Here is an 18,118-nt window from a genome sequence, read left to right as displayed (position 1 = left end):
TTTTTTGCCCCACTTCTATTTGCGAATGGTCTGGGTGCCAGAGGGGACTTTCAGCGAGAAGGCGCTGGATGGGACATTGTTCATCTGAATATTTGTGTAAAGTGCAGTGCGGGAGTCGCCGCTTTCCTGGAAAAACTGCTGCTTCAAGGAGACGGAACGCGAGGGATCAATCCAGATGGTGATGTGGGAGAACATCTGGTTCTGGCTGGGTTGTTTCGGCGTCAGATCGAGCTTTGCGGTCTGTACGCCCTGGATGGTATCGGTGCCTTCGTATTTGATGTTCCAATTTGCGGCAAGGTCCTTACCACTACCGCCGAAGCCCAAAGTCAGAAAACCTTCATACTGCTGGCGGTTTGCACCTGCGGAAAAGATCGTTTGCTGTTTAATCTGCGGTTGGTAGAAGGTGAGCTGCCCGTTTCTGTAGAGAACATCCTTGGGCGCGGGCTGGCCGTTGTCAGTCTTCACGTGGGCAACCATCTCAACATTCTTGCCGGAGCGCCTGAAGGCGATGGTCCCGGTCTGCGTCTCATGGCTCTGGACGACGGCGGTGTACTGGTCCCATTGAAAATCAGCCTGCGCGCTCTGAAATTTTTGGGAAGCGGCGTCCATCTGGCCAAGGACTTTGTTTAGGTCGTCCTGGGCACGCCCAGAGGCAGGAGTAAGACTGAGGGTGGTCAAAATCGCGGAGAGCAGGACAATCTTCCATCGATGCATGGTCAAAGAAAGAAACACAAAGTTTTAGATGCAGTTGCGGCGATCAACGGTGCGCCCAGACTTTGTAAGCGGTAATTTTGCCACTGGCGTCTTTCAACACATCGTAATGGTCCACGATCATGGGGCCGGAGATGCGTTCGATGGCGGTTTCGAGCCTGGCCTGAACCATGCCGTCCTGCACCTGGTCGGCGGGGACCACATAGGTAAAGCCACCCCGTCCATCGGCGCGGACCAGTACCTCAGTTGGAGCAAAATTTCCCGGCACTGGATGGTCACCATAGTTCCATAAATGGGGGGTGATGAAGATGAAGGCGAGGATCAGCGTCACCATTACGTCATAATGGAAGCTGCCGCGCTCATACGTCCAAAAAAAATAGCTCTTCAGAATACGGCCCATAACTGCAACCCTTATTTTACTGTGCTACCGCGCATTTTCGCGAAAGCCTTACTGCTTGCGTTATTTGGTCTGGCCATGAAAGCGAAATGCCTCTCCTTCCACTTCGCGGGCAGGCTGACCACGGACATTTTTATCTCGGAGCGATGACTGTCTGTCCTCCCATATAAGGGACCAGAGCATTCGGAACGCGCACAGAGCCGTCACGCTGCTGGTAGTTTTCAAGGATTGCCAGCCACGTGCGCCCCACGGCGAGTCCGCTGCCGTTCAGGGTGTGAACGAACTCAGTTTTGGCTTTTCCCTGCGGGCGATAGCGAATGTTTGCTCTACGTGCCTGGAAGTCTTCGAAATTTGAGCAGGAGGAGATTTCCCGGTACACTCCCTGCCCGGGCAGCCAGACTTCAAGATCGTAGGTCTTGGCTGAGCTGAAGCCCATGTCTGCGGTGCAGAGCAGGACGCGACGATAGGGAAGGCCAAGTCCTTCAAGGACCGCCTCGGCATTTGCCGTCAGCTTCTCCAGTTCGTCGTAGCTTTCTTGGGGCCGCGTGAACTTGACCAGCTCCACCTTCTGGAACTGGTGTTGGCGGATGATCCCGCGCACATCCTTGCCATATGAGCCAGCCTCCGAGCGAAAACATGGGGTGTAGGCCGTCAGTGAGAGGGGGAGCTGGGTTTCGTCGATGACTTCATCGCGATAAAGGTTGGTGACTGGAACCTCGGCGGTAGGAATGAGCCAATGGTCGTTGTCGCGGTAGTCTCCCTCCCGGTAACCCTGCTCATCGACGCAGCGGAAGAGGTCTTCCGCGAACTTAGGCAATTGTCCAGTGCCGAAAAGCGATTTGCTGTTGACCATAAACGGCGGAAGGACTTCCGTGTATCCGTGTTCGCGGGTGTGCAGGTCGAGCATGAACTGAATGAGGGCACGCTCAAGTTTCGCTCCATCACCCCAGTAGACAGCAAAGCGCGCACCGGAGATTTTTGCCGCGCGCTCCAGGTCGAGGATGCCGAGGGATTCTCCAATTTCCCAGTGCGGCCGGGGCTGGAAGTCAAATTCCGGTAACTGTCCCCAGCGTTTGATTTCAGCATTGTCCTGCTCGGACTTGCCTAGCGGCACAGATTGGTGCGGCAGGTTGGGAATACGCTGCAAGATGGTGCGCAGCTGTTCTTCTGCCTGCGCGGCAGAGGACTCAAGAGCATCGATGTTCTGCTTAAGTGCGCGCGTCTCTTCCATGAGCGCTGCGGCGTCCTGGCCTGCCTTCTTCAGCTTTCCCACTTGCTCGCTGAGCTTGTTGCGGCGGGACTTCAACTGCTCCACTTCAGTAATGCGCTCGCGGCGCAAAGTGTCCACAAGATGAAAGTCGCCGAGCAGGGCGGCAGGGTCCTGTCCGCGTGCGCGCAGTTTTTCTTCGACCAACGGCAGGTTGGCCCTTACGAATGCAAGATCGAGCATAAGCTCTAGATTACTAAAGCCGACAGGCAGAGAAGAAATCATGCAGACTGCCAGAAGTGCTCAGGCGATGAGCGGCATACGTGCCACGCCATCGGTGCCAAAGACGCGGCGATAGCGTTCCAGCTCTTCCGGCGGCCCGAGGGACTTTTCAAAATTGTCAGAGAGTTTCACCGTGGGCCGTCCGTCCACATCATTCATCTTGCAGACCAGGCTGAGGGGGTCGAAGCCGTCGTGGTGTCGGGGGTTGCAGTCCCGGAAGTCATTCGTGAGCAGGGTGCCCCAGCCGGCGCTGAAGCGGATGCGGCGGTCGGGTTTCCACTTGGTTTCGTCGAGGAAATCGCTGGCGCTGCGGAAGCTGTTGGGCGCGTGGCCATTCAGAATCACACCGGAAAAATATGCGTGTAGGGCGAGGATAGAATCAACGTCGAGGGCATCGGAGGCGATGAAGAGCTTTTTTCGCGGGTCACGGCCGCGTTTCTCCAGCCAGGCAATGTATTCGTCGCCGGCCAGGAAGGGATCTTTGCTGTCGGCGCGTTGTCCAGTCCAGTCGGCAACCCAGTCCGGGGCATGCTCCAGGAACTGTGTAGTCCCGTAGGTGTCTGGAAGCAGGACCAGAAGTTCGCCCTGGTAGGTCTGCTGCCATAGGTCGAGCAGACGGTATTGGGAGGCGCGCAGTTCTTCTTCAGAGTTGGCCAATGCGGCCAGCGCCATGGGCAGCTCGTGTGCGTTGGTGCCGATGGCTTCAAGGTCATGCTTGTAGGCCAGATACGTATTGGATGTGCCTTTGAAGCTTTCGCCGAGAACATCGCTCATGGCCTTGACCACGTATTCCTGCCAGAGAAAGCTGTGACGGCGGCGAGTGCCGAAGTCGCTGACGCTGAGGCGAGGAACACCGCGCAGACGCGCCATTTTTTCCCAGAGGCGGGTCTTGGCCCGGGCATACAGGATGTCAAGTTCAAATTCGCTGAGGTTTTTGAGGCTGGCGCGGGTTTTTAGTTCGCTGACCTGTGTGAGGGCGTAGATCTCCCACAGAGTGGTCTCTGTCCATCGGCCTTCAAAGTTCAGGACAATCTGGCCGTCTCTTTGAGACAGCTCATAATCTGAGAGGCGGAAGCTGTGTTCCAGCCAATCAAGAAATGCAGGCTCGAAGATGCTGCGCTGCCCATAGAAGGTATTGCCTGCCAGCCAGATCAGTTCTGATTTGTGGAAGCGCAGTTTGCGTGTGTGCTCCAGTTGCTCGCGCAATTCGTGCATGTTGATGATTTCTGCCAGCCGCACCTGGGAGGAACGATTGATGAGCGAGAAGGACGCCCGGGTGTTCGGAAACCATTTCCAGATGAACTGGAGCATGAGCAGCTTGTAAAAATCCGTATCCAGCAGGGAGCGGGTAATGGGATCGAGCTCCCAGTTATGGTTGTGGGCGCGCCGCGCGAGATTAATGATCACGATGGATTTAATGTAATTCAGTTACCATGATGGTTGGGTCAAATGCCGATGCTCAAACGTTTTCTGTCACTTGTTCTGGTGGCCGTTCTGGCGGCCGGGTCTGCTCCATTGGCTGATGCCAGTGCGTATGACGCTCATCCGAAGCTGGTCATCATTCTGGTCATTGACCAGTTTCGTGAGGATTATCTGGAGCGCTATCGGGCGGACTTCAAGCCGCGCGGATTCCGGCTGTTTTTGGACCATGGCGCGTATTTTCCGGACTGCTATTACGGCTATGCCAATCTGCTGACGGCCCCGGGGCATTCAACGGTAGGGACGGGCGCATATACGGACGGTCACGGCATTGGGTCAAACCAGTGGTGGGACCTGGGCCGCAACAAAGAGCGTCCGGTGACCTCTGTCGAAGACGAGCGCTATGCGATTGTTGGTGGCGGAAGCGGGCCGGGGCGCTCGCCGCGTAATCTGCTGGCCTCAACTGTAGGAGATGAACTGCGGCTGGACACGAAGGGAGAGGCAAAGGTCTTTGGCGTTTCCCTGAAAGACCGTGCAGCCATTCTGCCGGCAGGTGCCGCAGCAAACGGGGCCTTCTGGGTAGATGAGACGACAGGGCGCTTTGAAACTTCCACTTACTACATGCAACAGCTGCCGGACTGGGCCGCGGCCTTTAATGCTAGCGGACGTCTGGCGCAGGCAATCCAGGAGTCAGGAGTAGCGGACCCAAAGAACTTTGAGACGGAAGTAGGTCGAACACCTGCGGCCATCAGCTATGAGCTGGATTTTGCCAAAGCGCTGATTCAGGGTGAGCAGCTGGGCAAGCATGATGTGACAGACATGCTGACACTGAGCATTTCCAGCACCGACATCCTGGGCCATGGGGTCGGGCCGGACGCCGATGCGCAGCGTGCGATGGTGGACGCGCTCGATACAGACCTGGACGAGTTCTTTGCCTGGCTGGAGAAGAACGTGGAGGGAGGGCTTGGAAGTGTTTGGATTGCCATGACCGCAGACCACGGCGTTGCTCCGTCCCCGGCGGTTGCAGCGCAGTTAGGACTGAACGCAGCGCAGATTGACACAAACAAGCTGATCTCCCTGCTGAACGATGCGATGAACCAGAAGTTTTCTCCGGGAGAAAAGGTCGTCTATGTGCTGCCACATCAGGAGCTGCCTTATCTTTCTCTAAACCAGCCTTCCTTTGAGCGGGCAGGCATCAATGAGCAGGAGGCCGAAACTGCCGTGCAGAATGCGCTGGCAGATGCCTTCCAGTCGCTGTCCCGGCCCCCCGAAACGCAGCTTCCGGCGCAGTCAAAGCTGCCGCCGCGCCCGGTGCTCTATCGCAGTTACACAAGGCTGCAACTGGCAGACGGTGACCTGCCGCATACACAGTTTGGCGACCTCATGGCACGTAGCTACACGCCGAATGGCGGATGGTATGTGCGCGTGGTTCCGGCAGCCTTCCAGATGGGACTGGAGAGAGGCACGGGAACAACACACTTCACACCGTTTTCCTATGACCGGCATGTGCCGCTGGGCTTCTATGGTGCGCCGTTTGCGCCAGGCATTTACCATGGGCGCGTTGAGCCGGTGGACTTGGCTGCTACGTTTGCATCCCTGCTCGGGGTAAACCAGCCCTCGGCCTCCGTAGGGCATATTCTGTTGCAGGCACTCAAGCCAGCCTCAGCGGTAGCGTATCCGAAACCGGCTGCCGTGCGCACGCACCGCGGACCGCACTCTGCGAGCGAAAAAACAGGGCCGGAGAAACCAGCACCCCAGGAGCATGATCAGCAGTGAAGCCAGACATGAAAGTCCGGTTTGCCGGGATCGAACTGCGCAATCCGGTCATTGCCGCCAGCGGGACCTTCGCTTACGGCATCGAGTTTGAAGACATCGTATCACTGGACCGCATCGGCGGGTTCGTCACCAAGGGGCTTTCCCGTGAACCGATGGCGGGGAACCAGGCGCCGCGCATCATTGAGACGGCAGCAGGCATGATCAACGCCATTGGCCTGCAGAATATCGGTGTGCAGGCATTTCTGACCAGCAAGTTGCCAGCGCTTGCGCGGTATCCGACCTGTGCGGTCATCGCGAACGTCTTTGGATATACGGTAGACGACTACCTGGCCGTGATTGATGCCCTGAATGAAGCGCGCGGTATTGCTGCATATGAGCTGAACGCCTCCTGTCCCAACACAAAACACGGCGGCATCTCGTTTGGTTCAGACTGGAAGCTCTTGGGCGAGCTGGTGGTGGCCGCCAAGCAGGCCGCAAAGCGTCCGCTGATCGTGAAACTTTCACCCAACGTCACTTCCATTGCAGCCATGGCCCGCTGTGCCGAAGATGCGGGTGCTGATGCGGTCTCACTGGTGAACACATTCGTGTCGCTTTCGATTGATGTCCACACCCGTCGTCCACGCATTGCCAACGTGACAGGAGGGCTTTCCGGTCCGGCCATCAAACCGATTGCTGTACGCATGGTGTGGGAGGCGGCAAAGGCCGTGCACATTCCCGTGATCGGGATGGGCGGCATCACCAGCCCGGAGGACGCTGTGGAGTTTCTGCTCGCAGGTGCGACAGCAGTCCAGGTGGGAACGGCCAGCTACGCTGATCCGCGGGCCGTGGAACGCATTGCGCATGGACTGGAGCACTGGTGCGTGCGCCATCATGTGGAGAAGGTATCTTCCTTGACCGGGGCCATGGAAATCGCCAGCACATAAGGCCCAGCGCATGGGCAATCGGCAGTCCCCGTCCTGAGGACAATCCGGACGGGGACGTGCACTTCAGACCATCGGGCCAGGCTCAGGAGTGTTTCTCTGCCGCGACAGGTTCCACTTTGGTCATCGGCTTGAGAATGTCGTCGAGCAGGGCCGGAGTGCCCGCATTGCGCTCCAGATGCGGATATTTCTCGCCATCATGATAGTCCAGGGCAACCGAGTAAACATAGCTGTCGGCCTGCACAATGAGCTGGACCGGAGTGGTGCTCCCCTTGGCCTGCCGCAGTGCCTCACCGAAGATCTCTGGCGAGAAAGTACGGCCGTTTACAGCCAGGATCCTCTCGCCGGGGAAGAGTTTTGCCATGTCCGCAGGCGATTGGACGCGGACATCCACAATACTGCCATCGGTAGACAGACGCAGACCGGCTGAAAACCAGCCATCATATCCGCCCCTCCGGGCCATCAGGGCCCTTTCGTAGCTGCTGGGGGTGTCCGTGTAGATGAGTTTGTAGCCCCCACGTTCAATTCCCGCAAGATTGGCGTGAGGACCAAGTGCGGTGGTACGCTCCCGCAAAAAGGCCGCCCAATCGTTTGGTACGACCTGATTCAGGAGTTTCACCAGGTCATCAAAGGTATAGGGCACAAGGATGGGCCCGGTATTTCCGCCCGCTCCCACAAAGAGCACAAGAAAATCGTGCAGGGATTTTTTGTTTTGCGTGAGCTGGCGGATGGTCGTATCCACATCCAGCCAGAGGAGCTCCCCTTCCTGGTAGTAGTCCTGGCCACGGCGCCAGTTGGCCCAGGCCGGCTCGCCCCCGCGCAAAATGGATGCAGCGATGGCGGTGTCTTCCGTGTTGCGCCAGATGCGTCCAGGGCGATTGTCGAGGATGGCCGCCGTAAATGCCAGGTCTTCACGATACTGCTCGGGAGTGCGGAAGCCGGAACGCGCCGCGAGTACATTTCCCAGGTACTCGGTCATTCCTTCATAGACCCAAAGCAGTTCACCCTTCATCGGGGTGGCATAGTCGGGCGTGGCCAGACCTGCAGGACGGCGATATTTGCCATTCCAGGAGTGGGTAAATTCATGGCAGAGAAGGTCGGCTTCCACCAGAGCCTGCTGGTCGTCCGCAAAGCCTTTCTCGCCGACGCCATTGTCGGAGGACTGATGGTGCTCCAGGCCTTCGCCGCCGGCATAGTCAGAGAGCGTGAGCAGAAAATGGTAGCTGTTGTAGTGGTGGGAACTGTACATGGCTCCGGCTTCATGCACAAGATTGTTGAGTGCGGTGAGGAACTGCGGGCGCAGGTCGATGTCCTCGGGCGCATCCCCGGCCACGTCGAGATAGTGCTTGGGCGTCACGTCGGGGGCAAGTGGAATTTCCTTGAAATACGCGCCGGTGAGGACCGGGGAATCCTCCAGCATGTTGAGGCCCACCGGTGCAAAGTGCGTCGTGTTGCCCTCGCGGGATGTGGGAGTCAGCGCTGTGCCGATACCCCAGCCAGCGGGGACTTGGACCGAAGGCTGCACCTGAATTTCGCGCACCGGAATACCGGCGGGATAGATTAAGAGCTTTTCCCATTCCAGCATGGCAAGTTTGTCTGAGACGCGCGAGGTGACAATGGCATCTACGTGAATTTGCAGCGTGGACGCGCCTTCCGGAATGGTGAGATGGAAGGCGTAAAGGTCTACATCATCGCGGCGCCAGGGCAGGACGTTTCCGTTCGCGCGGAAGACGATTCCTGTGATGTTCTCAATGGGACCTACGGGCATGTGTGTGCCCGGGATCCACTGGGCAGCGGTCAGGGTGAGAGGGCCGGGCCGGACAGGCAGGGTGATTTCAGCATGCCAGAGCTTGCGCGGGGCCTCTGAGAGGTCCGCCGTGATGGTCATCGGTCCCGCGGCAAAGACGGGAACTGCCACCAGGAAAAATGCAGCAAACAAAGACAAGGGCCACCTTATGGCCAAGTGGAGGCGCATGTACAGGGTTCCTTTCCAATGCAGAGTCAACCCATCATGGTACGAGATATTGGGCAGCTCCGTAGGAAAGAATGGCGTAACGGAGAGAATTTTTGGCAGATACGCTCGGGTGCTACGGCCGGGGCCGGGTATACAGATGCAGCCAAAGCATGACTCCAGTCCCTAGCAACGGCACCAGCAATCCGATTCGAAGGGAGTTTTGCCACGCAGCCAGCTGCCCGGTCAGCCAGGGCAGCGCGGCCCCTCCGGTGCCAGAAATGGCAAAGACCCATCGTGATTGCGCGGGATTGTCGGTGATGCCAAGCAGACGGGAGATGCAAAGAGGGAATACGGGTGCCAGAGAGAAACCAATCCATGTAGCGCTTGCGAGGCTGGAAATCGAACCGCGACTGAGCAGCAGCATCCCGGTTCCGGCAATGGCCAGGACCAGGGAGATGGTCAGCAGGTGAGGTTCGGAGATTTTTTTCAAAAACACAGGCGCTGCGGTCCTGCCGCAAAGCAGGGCGATCCAGAACAACGAGGTCACAAAGGGGGCCAGGATCTCGGCCGACAATGGCTGGCGGTGCATGTAGGTCATCATCCAGCCGCTGACAGACGACTCAACGCCCACATAAAGAAAGGCAAACAGAGCCAGCGGCAACAGCAGGGAAAGATGAGCAGAAGGATACGAGGCATCCTGCAAGGCCTGTGCACAGGCGGCGAGCAGCGGTCGATGAGAAGCAAGAGAGAGAAGAGGGAACAAAGCGGCCAAGGCCAGCGCAAGAAAGAGCCAGTGGGAGGGCCAGAGGCGTGCCCAGCAGGATGCGATCCAGGGGCAGATGACAGCACCCAGTCCCCAGGTGGCATTCAGTAAGGATTGCGAAGCTCCGCGGCGCGTGCTATAGATGCGTCCGAAGACCATGCTGGTGGCCGTCATGGCCTGTCCCAGGCCGAGGCCGAAGCCAATAAAGAACAGCGGCGCCAGATGTCCCGGAGAAAGTGCAATCAGAGAGCCGAAGATCACCATCCATAAGTAACCGCGCAGCACGCACTTCTCCAGAGGGGAACGTACCAGCAGTGCTCCTGTGGAGGAGCCGACGAACTGGGCCGCAAAAAGAAGTCCGGAAGTGCTGTCATTCAACCTCCATGCAGCCGCCAGGGAGGGCAGGGCACAGCCGAGCAACGTAGTGCCGACACCGGTCAGGGCGAATCCACAATACAGAGCAACCAAAAGCAGCGTGGACGGTTTTTGTGACATGGCTTGCTCATGTATAGCAAAGGCACAGAAGAGCAGTCATGATGGACCAGCCGAAGTGCGAAAAGTGACGACAGCACAATCAGAGAATTTTTTGATAGGAAAGGTGATATCACGAGCCGGCCTGGTTTTCCGTCCGGTAAAAATAAAGCTGGAGACAACCGAAATTTCCTGTTTCGCATCCCAAAGTTACGCTTTAGACTGGACTTTAGTAATCGCGGGGTGCCGTTGAGACCATACTTTCGTGAGAGCAAGCGTACAGAGTGGAAGAAGAGTGAACCGCGCTTTTCCCGGCGGTATTCTTTACGTCTTCCTGTTCGGATTGTCTCCGGTCGGCAGGAATTTCAGGCAATTACGGAGAACATATCTGCGCACGGAGTCTTGTTCCGTCTGGAGCAATACCTTCCTGTGGATACAGAGATCGAGTTCTTAGTGGAGATTCCCGCCAAGATACTCGGCAATGAAGGTACGGCAGCGGCGCATTGTGCGGGAAAAGTAGTCCGGAGTTATGAAGAAGGGCACTATTATTTTGCAGCTGCAACGATCGAGGAATATAGTTTGCAGTAAGTCATTGAGAAAAGTATGACAACATCCATGAAACAGATTCCTGCCGATGGAAGTCCAATGGAAAGCAACAAGGCGGCCGTCAAGGTTATTCTGGCAGATTCACAGGTCATCTATCGCGTGGGGATGCGGAAGATTTTTGCCGCAGAACCTGATATTGAGGTTGTGGCCCAGTTCGACAATGTTTCGGACTTATTGCTGGCGCTGCGGGACCATCCGGCCGATGTGCTGATCCTGGAATCAGCACTGGCTGTGAACCAGACCATCCCTGAGGTGCTGGGCCTTTGCCCCGGACTGAAGATCGTAGTTCAGGCTGCTGCGATGGATGAGGCCCGGACGGTGGAGCTCTATCGCAGCGGCGCGCGCGGCATTATTCCCCGCGCCATCTCTCCAGACCTGCTGGTGAAATGCGTCCGCAAGGTCAACGAAGGCGAAACCTGGATTGATAATAAGGCCGTCACCTGGGTCATCGAGGCCTATCGCTCGCAGGCCGTAGGACAAAGCGGAGTAAAAGGGCAGCCACGCCTGTCTCCAAAAGAGCTGACCATCATTCAGCACATTACTCAGGGCAAGCGCAATAAAGAAATTGCCAGCGAACTGGGCACGAGCGAGCAGGTGATTAAAAACTACTTAAGAAAGATCTATGACAAATTAGGTGTTTCTGACCGTCTGGAGCTTGCGCTTTATTCTTTAAACCACAAACTCCACATGAAGAAAGCGCCTGTCGAGATAACAGCCGGGGCGAATCAGCGATAAGTCCCGAACCGGGCAGCCTCAGGGTTCTACCGGCTCCACATAGAACATTTCATTCGTGGGACGGAAGCCAGTGCTTTCATAAAGGGGCCGACCTTCGTCCGTCGAGTGGAGTGCGACTACGCGAATCTTGCGCCTGCGGGCCTCAGCCAGGGCATACTCAATCAGCTGACTGGCAAGCCGGCGACGGCGAAATTCCGGTTCGACGTAGACATTCAGCAGGTAACCACGTTGTGTGGAATGCGGGTCCAGCGGGTGCGGGGGCCAGTCGAGAAGAAGCAGCCCGGCCCCGGCAATGACGTTACCTTCTGCTTCCGTGAGCCAACCAAGGTACTTCCCTTCTGTCATCATGCGGCGGACCCAGGGCTCGAAATTCTGTGACATGACATGAAGGACCTGGTTGTCTTTACGGCCAGCATCGACAAACATGCGATGGCGGTGATGCGTAATGATAGCGGCATCAGCAACTGTAGCGGGACGGACGTGGAACATACGCAGCCAGTATAGGATGACTTTCAGAGGATGTCGCACGGGAAAGCAAAACCGCTGCCATTGAGGACAGAATTTTTCTCCCCCGGTACCCGATTAGGGGTGGCCGTTTCCGGGGGAGCGGACTCCGTGGCGCTGCTGCACAGTCTTGGCGCGGTGCGACCGCATCTGGGGCTGGTGCTGGTGGTGCTGCATGTTCATCATGGCATTCGCGGAGCTGAGGCCGATGAGGACGCATTGTTTGTAGAAGACCTGGCGCACAAGGCCGGGCTGCGCTTTCAGTGCAGGAGGGTGAATACTCCTGAATATGCGCGCGAAGCCGGGGAAACCATGGAAGAGGCGGCGCGAAGCTTGCGCTATGCCTGGTTTGATGAGCTATTGGGCCAAGGGGAACTGGACGCCATAGCTACGGCGCACACGATGGAAGACCAGGCCGAGACCGTCCTGCTAAAGCTGCTTCGTGGGGCCTGGACGGAGGGCCTTGCCGGGATTTTTCCTCAGCTGAAGCGCCCACGCGGGCTGATCGTGCGGCCGTTTCTGCAGACGCGACGGGCCGAGATTCGGCAGTGGCTGCGTGCTTCCGGGCACGTTTGGCGCGAGGACGGGACGAACCAGGACATGGCCTATGCCCGGAACAAGGTCCGACATCACCTTCTGCCTGTCCTTGAACAGTACAATCCGCAGATTGTTCCTCATCTGGCGCAAATGGCCGAGATGGCCCGCGAGGAGGAGCTGTTCTGGCAGGCAGAGATGGCCCGCCTGCTGCCCTCCCTGGTACTTCCCGGAAGACCCGTGCGCGGAGGCGGCAGGGCGCAATCAACGCATCCGGAAGAGCGCAGCGTGGGAATGGAAATGGAACGGCTGCGCGCGCTTTCTCCGGCAGTGCGGCGAAGGGTGCTTCGGGCGGCGGCGCAGGGACTGGGGCTAGACCCTGATTTTGACCAGACAGAGTTATTGCTGAGGATGTGTGACGGCAGGGCCGGACAGCGGGAGACACTGACCGCGGAGTTGACCGCAGAGCGTTCGGCCAGAGAGCTTCGTCTGATACGTTCCCGGGCCCGAAAGGGCAGCCCGCCGGAATATGAGGTTGCTGTCCCGGGTGAGGTCGAGGCCCCGGCTTTTGGTTTGAGGCTGAGGGTGCGGATCAGCGAGGGAAAAGGGGTTGAAAATGCCCGCCCGGCCACGCTCCGAGCGCATAAGGCCGGCGACCGGGTACTTTTGCGCCACACGAGCGGTCCGAAGCGAATGAAAGAGGTGTTAGAGCGGATGCGGGTCCTTCCGGGCGAGCGCACGGACTGGCCTGTGCTGGAATGGCAGGGGGAAATTGTCTGGATGAAGGGAGCGGAGGTCGTCAGCAGGGCTGCGGAAGAGGCTGGCCTGAAGGTAGAGGTGGAACTTCGATGATCCATCGCGGCCGATCGAGCAGGTTTCCAGTTTTTTCCTGCTCGGAGGTAAATCACGACATCCCGTGAGGTAAAGCCGGGTCTAAAAGAGTAAAATACATGCAACGCTTTTTCAGGGGTGCAGTGGAAGCGTTTTTCCGGCACTTTTGGCGGAGAAAAAGCGTCTAATTAGAAGGCGCGCCTGCGTAAGTGCAGGTGTGTAAGGGAAACGAGGATTTTTCGTGAATTCAACGGTCAAGACCATTCTCTTCTGGGTTTTTGTCTTCGCGTGCCTGGTGTTGTTATGGCAGGTCTTTGAAAAAGGCACTGGCAGCGGCAAAGAACAGGAGATTACCTTTTCGCAGTTTCTGCAGGATGCCCAACAGGGCCAGATCGGCGATGTGACGGTGATGGGTAGTGAGGTGCGCGGGCACTTCAAAAATGACAAGAGCCAGTTTCATGTAACCGTTCCGGCCAACTATCCGCACCTCTATGACATTCTTGCGGACAATAAAGTCTCTGTGACCGTTAAAGACCAGAATGGCAGTTCTTGGCTACCGATTCTGGTGAATTTCGCCCCGATTATCATCATCGGCCTTCTGTGGTTTTTCATGCTGCGCCAGATGCAAACGGGAGGAAACAAGGCGCTGTCTTTTGGAAAGAGCCGGGCACGTCTGCTCTCGATGCAGCAGAAAAAGGTGACCTTCAAGGATGTTGCCGGCGTGGACGAGGCCAAGGAAGAGCTGAAGGAGATCATCGAGTTCCTGCGCGAGGCCCAGAAGTTCCAGAAGCTGGGTGGGCGCATCCCCAAGGGGGTATTACTGGTAGGGCCTCCGGGAACGGGCAAGACCTTACTGGCGCGGGCGGTTGCCGGGGAAGCCAATGTTCCCTTCTTCTCGATTTCGGGTTCTGATTTTGTGGAGATGTTTGTGGGCGTCGGCGCAAGCCGCGTACGCGACCTGTTTGAACAGGGCAAAAAGAATGCTCCCTGCATCATTTTTATTGATGAGATTGACGCCGTGGGCCGGCACCGCGGTGCAGGCTTGGGCGGAGGACATGATGAGCGCGAGCAGACCCTGAACCAGCTTCTGGTGGAGATGGACGGCTTTGAATCCAATGATGGTGTCATCCTGATTGCTGCAACAAACCGCCCGGATGTGCTCGATCCAGCGCTGCTGAGACCGGGCAGGTTTGATCGTCGCGTCGTGGTAGGCCGCCCAGACGTGCGCGGACGGGAAGAAGTCCTGCGCGTGCACTCGAAAAAAGTTCCTTTGTCCGATGACGTGGACCTGCGCGTTCTGGCGCGGGGTACGCCGGGCTTCAGCGGCGCAGACCTTGCCAATATGGTGAATGAGGCGGCATTGAATGCGGCCCGGGCCAACCGCAAGGTGGTCACCATGAAGGACTTTGAACATGCCAAAGACAAGGTGCTGATGGGTGCAGAACGCAAGTCGATGCTGCTTACTGACGAAGAGAAGCGGGTCACCGCTTATCATGAGGCCGGGCACGCACTCGTGGCCGCCATGCGCGACCATGCAGACCCTCTGCACAAGGTCACCATTATCCCGCGTGGCATGGCCCTGGGTGTGACCATGCAGCTTCCGGAAGACGACAAGCACACGGTCACCAAGGACTATCTGGAAACCCAGCTCGCAATCCTGATGGGGGGCCGCATTGCGGAGGAAATTTTCCTCAAGCAGATGACGACCGGCGCAGGCAATGATATTGAGCGGGCCACGGACCTGGCACGCAAAATGGTCTGCGAATACGGCATGAGCAATCTTGGTCCTCTGACTTTTGGCAAGAAGGAGGAGCAGATCTTCCTGGGCCGGGAGATCGCGCAACACCGCGATTTCTCAGAAGAAACTGCACGGCTGATTGACGCAGAAGTCCGCGGCCTGGTAGACCGTGCTTACCGTTCCGCTTACGAGATTCTGGACAGCCATCAGGACATCATGCACCGCATGGCCCAGGCCCTGCTGGAGCGTGAGACCCTGGATGCGAATGAGATCCGCATGATCATTGAAGGCAAAGAGCTACCACCGCTCGATCATGGCAGCGGAAACGGAACGGCTGCCGTGGCGGATGTGCAGAAAGTCCTTAAACCTGAGCCCAACCGTGGCGGCGGACTGCCGGAAGGAAGTCCGTCTCCGGCATAACGATTACTTGTGATGGAAAAAAGGCAGCTTGGTGCTGCCTTTTTTTTCTGGAACAAACAAGAGAGGAAAGGCCCTGTGCGGGGTCCGAGGCCGGGCGCCCAGCAGGAGGCCCATCATTTTCGTTTCCAGCGGACGCCTTCTTTAGAATCCTCCAGAATGATGCCCTTTTCCAGCAGCTCTTTGCGGATGGCATCGGCGCGGGCGAAGTTGCGTGTACGGCGGGCCTGGTTTCTTTCCTCAATGAAAGCCTCAATCTGCGCATCGCTCAGCGACAACTGTGCCTTGACCTCGGGTGCCACCTGGTCGAGACGGCCTTCGCGTTCGGCCCATGCAAGCGCGGCCCTGGTCCACTCTGCATCGCGGTCTTCAAGTACGGCGAACACCTTGTCAAAATCAGCAAGAAGCTCTTCTATCCGAGAGATGTTTTCTGTGCCTATGGCGCCTGCGTCCATGGCGGCATTGGCCTGACGCACCAGCTCGAAGATGGCGGCGCGGGCCTCAGCTGTGTTCAGGTCATTGGCCAGCGCGTTGCGAAACTGCTCGGAGGCGCGGGTGGTTTCTGCGGCGAGCTGCTCGTGGACCTGTGCAGCCGGGCGGATGGAACGCAGGCGCTGCTGGAAGGTGCGCAGGCGCTCGACCGCTCCGGTTTCTGCGGCCAGCCCCTCAAACGTGAAGTTGAGCTGTTGGCGATAGGGGACAGAAATCAGCAGAAAACGGATGGCTGAGGCTTTATGTCCTTTGAGGAGAAGGTCGCGCAGGGTATAGAAATTGCCCTCTGATTTCGACATCTTGCGGCCTTCGACCAGCAGAAACCGAACATGAAACCAGTGGTGTGCAAAGGTCTTATGCGTAGCGGATTCAGACTGCGCGATCTCGTTTTCATGGTGCGGGAACATCAGGTCTTCACCGCCGGCGTGCAGATCAAACGACTCGCCCAGATAGCGCATGGCCATGGCCGAGCACTCGATGTGCCAGCCGGGGCGTCCGGGGCCCAGTTCGGTCTCCCAAAAGAATTCGCCGGGTTTCGGGGCCTTCCATAAGGCGAAGTCTCGGGCCGAATCTTTATCGTATTCGTCCACATCGACGCGCGCGCCATCGGTAATTCCACTGAAGTCCTTTTTGGAGAGTTTCCCGTAATCCGGAAAGCCGGCGATGCGGAAGTACCAGGAGCCATCCTCGGCCTTATAAGCCAGACCCTGTTCGGCGAGGCGCTGAATGAGCCTGACCATCTCGGGAATATGATGGGTGGCCCGGGCAACGACCTCCGGATGCTCTACGGACAGCGTGTCCAGGTCTTCAAAAAAGGCCTTTTCAAAGCGCTGCGTGTAATCGTGAATCGGGACCCCTGCCGCGGTAGCATTGCGGATGATTTTGTCATCCACGTCCGTAATGTTCATGACATGACGGACCCTGGTACCGTTCAATTCAAGCACCCGGCGCAGCACATCCACATGAAGAAAGGTGCGGAAGTTGCCGATGTGGCCATAGTCATAAACGGTCGGTCCGCAGGCGTAGATGCGCAGGGTATCACCATCCAGCGGCCTGAGTTCTTCGATACGGCTGGTGAGGGTATTGAAAAGACGGATGGTCATTCGTGCGGTCTGGTTCACTTGCGATTGTATCAGTTGAAGTCAGCGTCCCAGGGTGAGGGAAGCAACAGCGGTCAGATTCGGGGACGCCAGCTCTTGTGCCTGAAATTTTGGCCATGCGGCGGCGGCAATCATCGCGGCGTTGTCGGTGGAAAGCGAAAGAGAAGGAAAAGCGATGGGCAGGCTGCGCTCAGCGGCCTCGGCGGTAAAGCGCACGCGCAGCTCGCGGTTGGCGGCGACGCCGCCGGAAACCAGGATGCTGGCCGCATCAAAGGCTTCTGCTGCTTGAAAGGTCTTGCGGCGGAGATCATCCACAACGGCGCGCTGGAAAGATGCAATCAGGTCCAGGGTCTTCTGATCGCAAAGCGCAAGCGCATCGGTGGGTCTTGCTTGAGGAATGCTCGCCAGCGCGCTGCGCCGGGCTTCAATCGAAGCCGCCATATGGTGCGTCTGCACGTAACGCAATACCGCAGTCTTGATTCCGCTGAAGGAGAAGAAAAACTGCTGGCTGAATGCTTCCTGCAGGGTCTCTTTGCGGTGGACTTTGGGTTTGATCTGCGCAAAGGAAAATGGAACGGCTTTGGGGTCGCCATGCGGGGCCAGTGCGTCGATCCACGGACCACCAGGGTAGCCAAGGCCGAGCAGTTTGGCCACCTTGTCGAAGGCCTCACCGGCAGCGTCGTCAACCGTATGACCGACATTCCTGTAGCTCCAGCTTTGCCCCTGCTGGCGGGCAAGATACAGATGCGTATGGCCTCCGGAAACAACCAGAGCAAGTGCTGGAAGCGGCAGGGGTCCTCCATGCAGTTCCGCCTGCTCCAGCAGAACGGCATGGATATGGCCTTCGAGATGATTTACGGCGATGAGAGGCTTGCCCAATGCAAATGCCAGTGATTTCGCGTAACTGATGCCAACCAGAAGAGCACCGGCCAGCCCCGGACCTTCTGTGACGGCAATGGCGTCTAACTCCTGCAGAGAGACCTTTGCCTCGGCCAGGGCGGTGCGGACGACGGGCATGATGTTGCGCAGGTGTTCGCGTGAGGCAAGTTCAGGAACAACGCCGCCATAGGGAGCATGGGTGGCAATTTGCGATGCAACCACATTGGACAGGGTCTGGCGGCCTTCACGCACAACGGCGGCGGCAGTTTCATCACAGGAGCTTTCTATACCGAGAATCAGTCCACTTTGTATCTTTGCTTGCATCAAACAGCCGCCAACTCGATGATAAATGCTCGACTTCGTGCTGCGCTTCCATGGACCG

General features: G+C 57.7%; 15 protein-coding genes. 6 read left to right on the top strand and 9 right to left on the bottom strand.

The window, feature by feature from the left end:
• Positions 1 to 15: 15 nt before the first annotated feature.
• The 4 genes from N655_RS16885 to N655_RS0102280 all read right to left on the bottom strand — a co-directional run bounded on the left by N655_RS16885 (position 16) and on the right by N655_RS0102280 (position 4,004).
• The gene (locus N655_RS16885; RefSeq protein WP_081823529.1) at positions 16 to 732 is read right to left on the bottom strand and encodes a LolA family protein; all 717 of its coding nucleotides are present in this window, start codon (positions 730 to 732) and stop codon (positions 16 to 18) included.
• Between the two features lie 25 nt (positions 733 to 757).
• Positions 758 to 1,111, bottom strand: coding sequence for a hypothetical protein (locus N655_RS0102290; RefSeq protein ID WP_026441697.1), 354 nt, complete (start codon positions 1,109 to 1,111; stop codon positions 758 to 760).
• Between the two features lie 130 nt (positions 1,112 to 1,241).
• Positions 1,242 to 2,558 carry a serine--tRNA ligase gene (serS, locus tag N655_RS0102285; RefSeq protein WP_026441696.1) on the bottom strand — a complete coding sequence of 439 codons (1,317 nt, stop codon included), beginning with the start codon at positions 2,556 to 2,558 and terminating at the stop codon, positions 1,242 to 1,244.
• Positions 2,559 to 2,618: 60 nt separating this feature from the next.
• On the bottom strand, positions 2,619 to 4,004 hold the full coding sequence (locus N655_RS0102280; RefSeq protein ID WP_026441695.1) for a nicotinate phosphoribosyltransferase: 1,386 nt from the start codon (positions 4,002 to 4,004) through the stop codon (positions 2,619 to 2,621).
• A 48-nt stretch (positions 4,005 to 4,052) separates the two neighbouring features.
• On the opposite strand from N655_RS0102280, the gene N655_RS16880 reads away from it, so the two are divergent.
• Positions 4,053 to 5,792, top strand: a complete 1,740-nt coding sequence (locus tag N655_RS16880; protein WP_238324435.1) for an alkaline phosphatase family protein — start codon at positions 4,053 to 4,055, stop codon at positions 5,790 to 5,792.
• A gap of 8 nt (positions 5,793 to 5,800) precedes the next feature.
• Positions 5,801 to 6,715: a dihydroorotate dehydrogenase gene (locus N655_RS0102270; RefSeq protein ID WP_044935091.1), complete on the top strand. Its 915-nt coding sequence runs from the start codon at positions 5,801 to 5,803 to the stop codon at positions 6,713 to 6,715.
• 82 nt (positions 6,716 to 6,797) lie between these two features.
• On the opposite strand, the gene N655_RS0102265 is transcribed toward N655_RS0102270, so the two are convergent.
• Together N655_RS0102265 and N655_RS0102260 are read right to left on the bottom strand one after the other, a co-directional pair.
• Positions 6,798 to 8,657, bottom strand: coding sequence for a M61 family metallopeptidase (locus tag N655_RS0102265; protein WP_238324434.1), 1,860 nt, complete (start codon positions 8,655 to 8,657; stop codon positions 6,798 to 6,800).
• A gap of 142 nt (positions 8,658 to 8,799) precedes the next feature.
• On the bottom strand, positions 8,800 to 9,924 hold the full coding sequence (locus tag N655_RS0102260; RefSeq protein ID WP_026441692.1) for an MFS transporter: 1,125 nt from the start codon (positions 9,922 to 9,924) through the stop codon (positions 8,800 to 8,802).
• A 219-nt stretch (positions 9,925 to 10,143) separates the two neighbouring features.
• On the opposite strand from N655_RS0102260, the gene N655_RS0102255 reads away from it, so the two are divergent.
• Both N655_RS0102255 and N655_RS0102250 read left to right on the top strand, forming a co-directional pair.
• Positions 10,144 to 10,488 carry a PilZ domain-containing protein gene (locus N655_RS0102255; RefSeq protein WP_238324433.1) on the top strand — a complete coding sequence of 115 codons (345 nt, stop codon included), beginning with the start codon at positions 10,144 to 10,146 and terminating at the stop codon, positions 10,486 to 10,488.
• Between the two features lie 15 nt (positions 10,489 to 10,503).
• Complete coding sequence (locus N655_RS0102250; protein WP_049961201.1) at positions 10,504 to 11,241, top strand: response regulator transcription factor; 738 nt, start codon at positions 10,504 to 10,506, stop codon at positions 11,239 to 11,241.
• Between the two features lie 18 nt (positions 11,242 to 11,259).
• Here the strand turns inward: N655_RS0102250 and N655_RS0102245 are convergent, their stop codons facing one another.
• Positions 11,260 to 11,730: a GNAT family N-acetyltransferase gene (locus N655_RS0102245; RefSeq protein WP_026441689.1), complete on the bottom strand. Its 471-nt coding sequence runs from the start codon at positions 11,728 to 11,730 to the stop codon at positions 11,260 to 11,262.
• A gap of 60 nt (positions 11,731 to 11,790) precedes the next feature.
• On the opposite strand from N655_RS0102245, the gene tilS reads away from it, so the two are divergent.
• Entirely contained in the window at positions 11,791 to 13,131 is a 1,341-nt protein-coding gene (gene tilS / locus N655_RS16875) for a tRNA lysidine(34) synthetase TilS (protein WP_238324432.1), read from the top strand.
• 220 nt (positions 13,132 to 13,351) lie between these two features.
• Positions 13,352 to 15,268, top strand: coding sequence for an ATP-dependent zinc metalloprotease FtsH (gene ftsH / locus N655_RS0102235; protein ID WP_026441688.1), 1,917 nt, complete (start codon positions 13,352 to 13,354; stop codon positions 15,266 to 15,268).
• A 113-nt stretch (positions 15,269 to 15,381) separates the two neighbouring features.
• Here ftsH and cysS read toward each other — a convergent pair whose 3' ends face one another.
• Entirely contained in the window at positions 15,382 to 16,860 is a 1,479-nt protein-coding gene (gene cysS, locus N655_RS0102225; protein ID WP_026441687.1) for a cysteine--tRNA ligase, read from the bottom strand.
• Between the two features lie 39 nt (positions 16,861 to 16,899).
• Positions 16,900 to 18,060 carry a tRNA (adenosine(37)-N6)-threonylcarbamoyltransferase complex transferase subunit TsaD gene (tsaD, locus tag N655_RS0102220; RefSeq protein WP_044933823.1) on the bottom strand — a complete coding sequence of 387 codons (1,161 nt, stop codon included), beginning with the start codon at positions 18,058 to 18,060 and terminating at the stop codon, positions 16,900 to 16,902.
• Positions 18,061 to 18,118: the final 58 nt, after the last annotated feature.

Source organism: Pseudacidobacterium ailaaui, assembly GCF_000688455.1.
Classification (GTDB): domain Bacteria; phylum Acidobacteriota; class Terriglobia; order Terriglobales; family Acidobacteriaceae; genus Pseudacidobacterium; species Pseudacidobacterium ailaaui.
The sequence above is the reverse complement of the archived record's forward strand: the minus strand, read 5'-3'. Positions and strand labels throughout refer to the sequence as shown.

Excerpts from the sequence above, each read along its gene's own strand:
- N655_RS0102290 (WP_026441697.1), bottom strand. The coding sequence starts at position 1,111 with ATGGGCCGTATTCTGAAGAGCTATTTTTTTTGGACGTATGAGCGCGGC.
- serS (WP_026441696.1), bottom strand. The coding sequence starts at position 2,558 with ATGCTCGATCTTGCATTCGTAAGGGCCAACCTGCCGTTGGTCGAAGAA.
- N655_RS16880 (WP_238324435.1), top strand. The coding sequence starts at position 4,053 with ATGCTCAAACGTTTTCTGTCACTTGTTCTGGTGGCCGTTCTGGCGGCC.
- N655_RS0102270 (WP_044935091.1), top strand. The coding sequence starts at position 5,801 with ATGAAAGTCCGGTTTGCCGGGATCGAACTGCGCAATCCGGTCATTGCC.
- N655_RS0102260 (WP_026441692.1), bottom strand. The coding sequence starts at position 9,924 with ATGTCACAAAAACCGTCCACGCTGCTTTTGGTTGCTCTGTATTGTGGA.
- N655_RS0102250 (WP_049961201.1), top strand. The coding sequence starts at position 10,504 with ATGACAACATCCATGAAACAGATTCCTGCCGATGGAAGTCCAATGGAA.
- N655_RS0102245 (WP_026441689.1), bottom strand. The coding sequence starts at position 11,730 with ATGTTCCACGTCCGTCCCGCTACAGTTGCTGATGCCGCTATCATTACG.
- cysS (WP_026441687.1), bottom strand. The coding sequence starts at position 16,860 with ATGACCATCCGTCTTTTCAATACCCTCACCAGCCGTATCGAAGAACTC.
- tsaD (WP_044933823.1), bottom strand. The coding sequence starts at position 18,060 with ATGCAAGCAAAGATACAAAGTGGACTGATTCTCGGTATAGAAAGCTCC.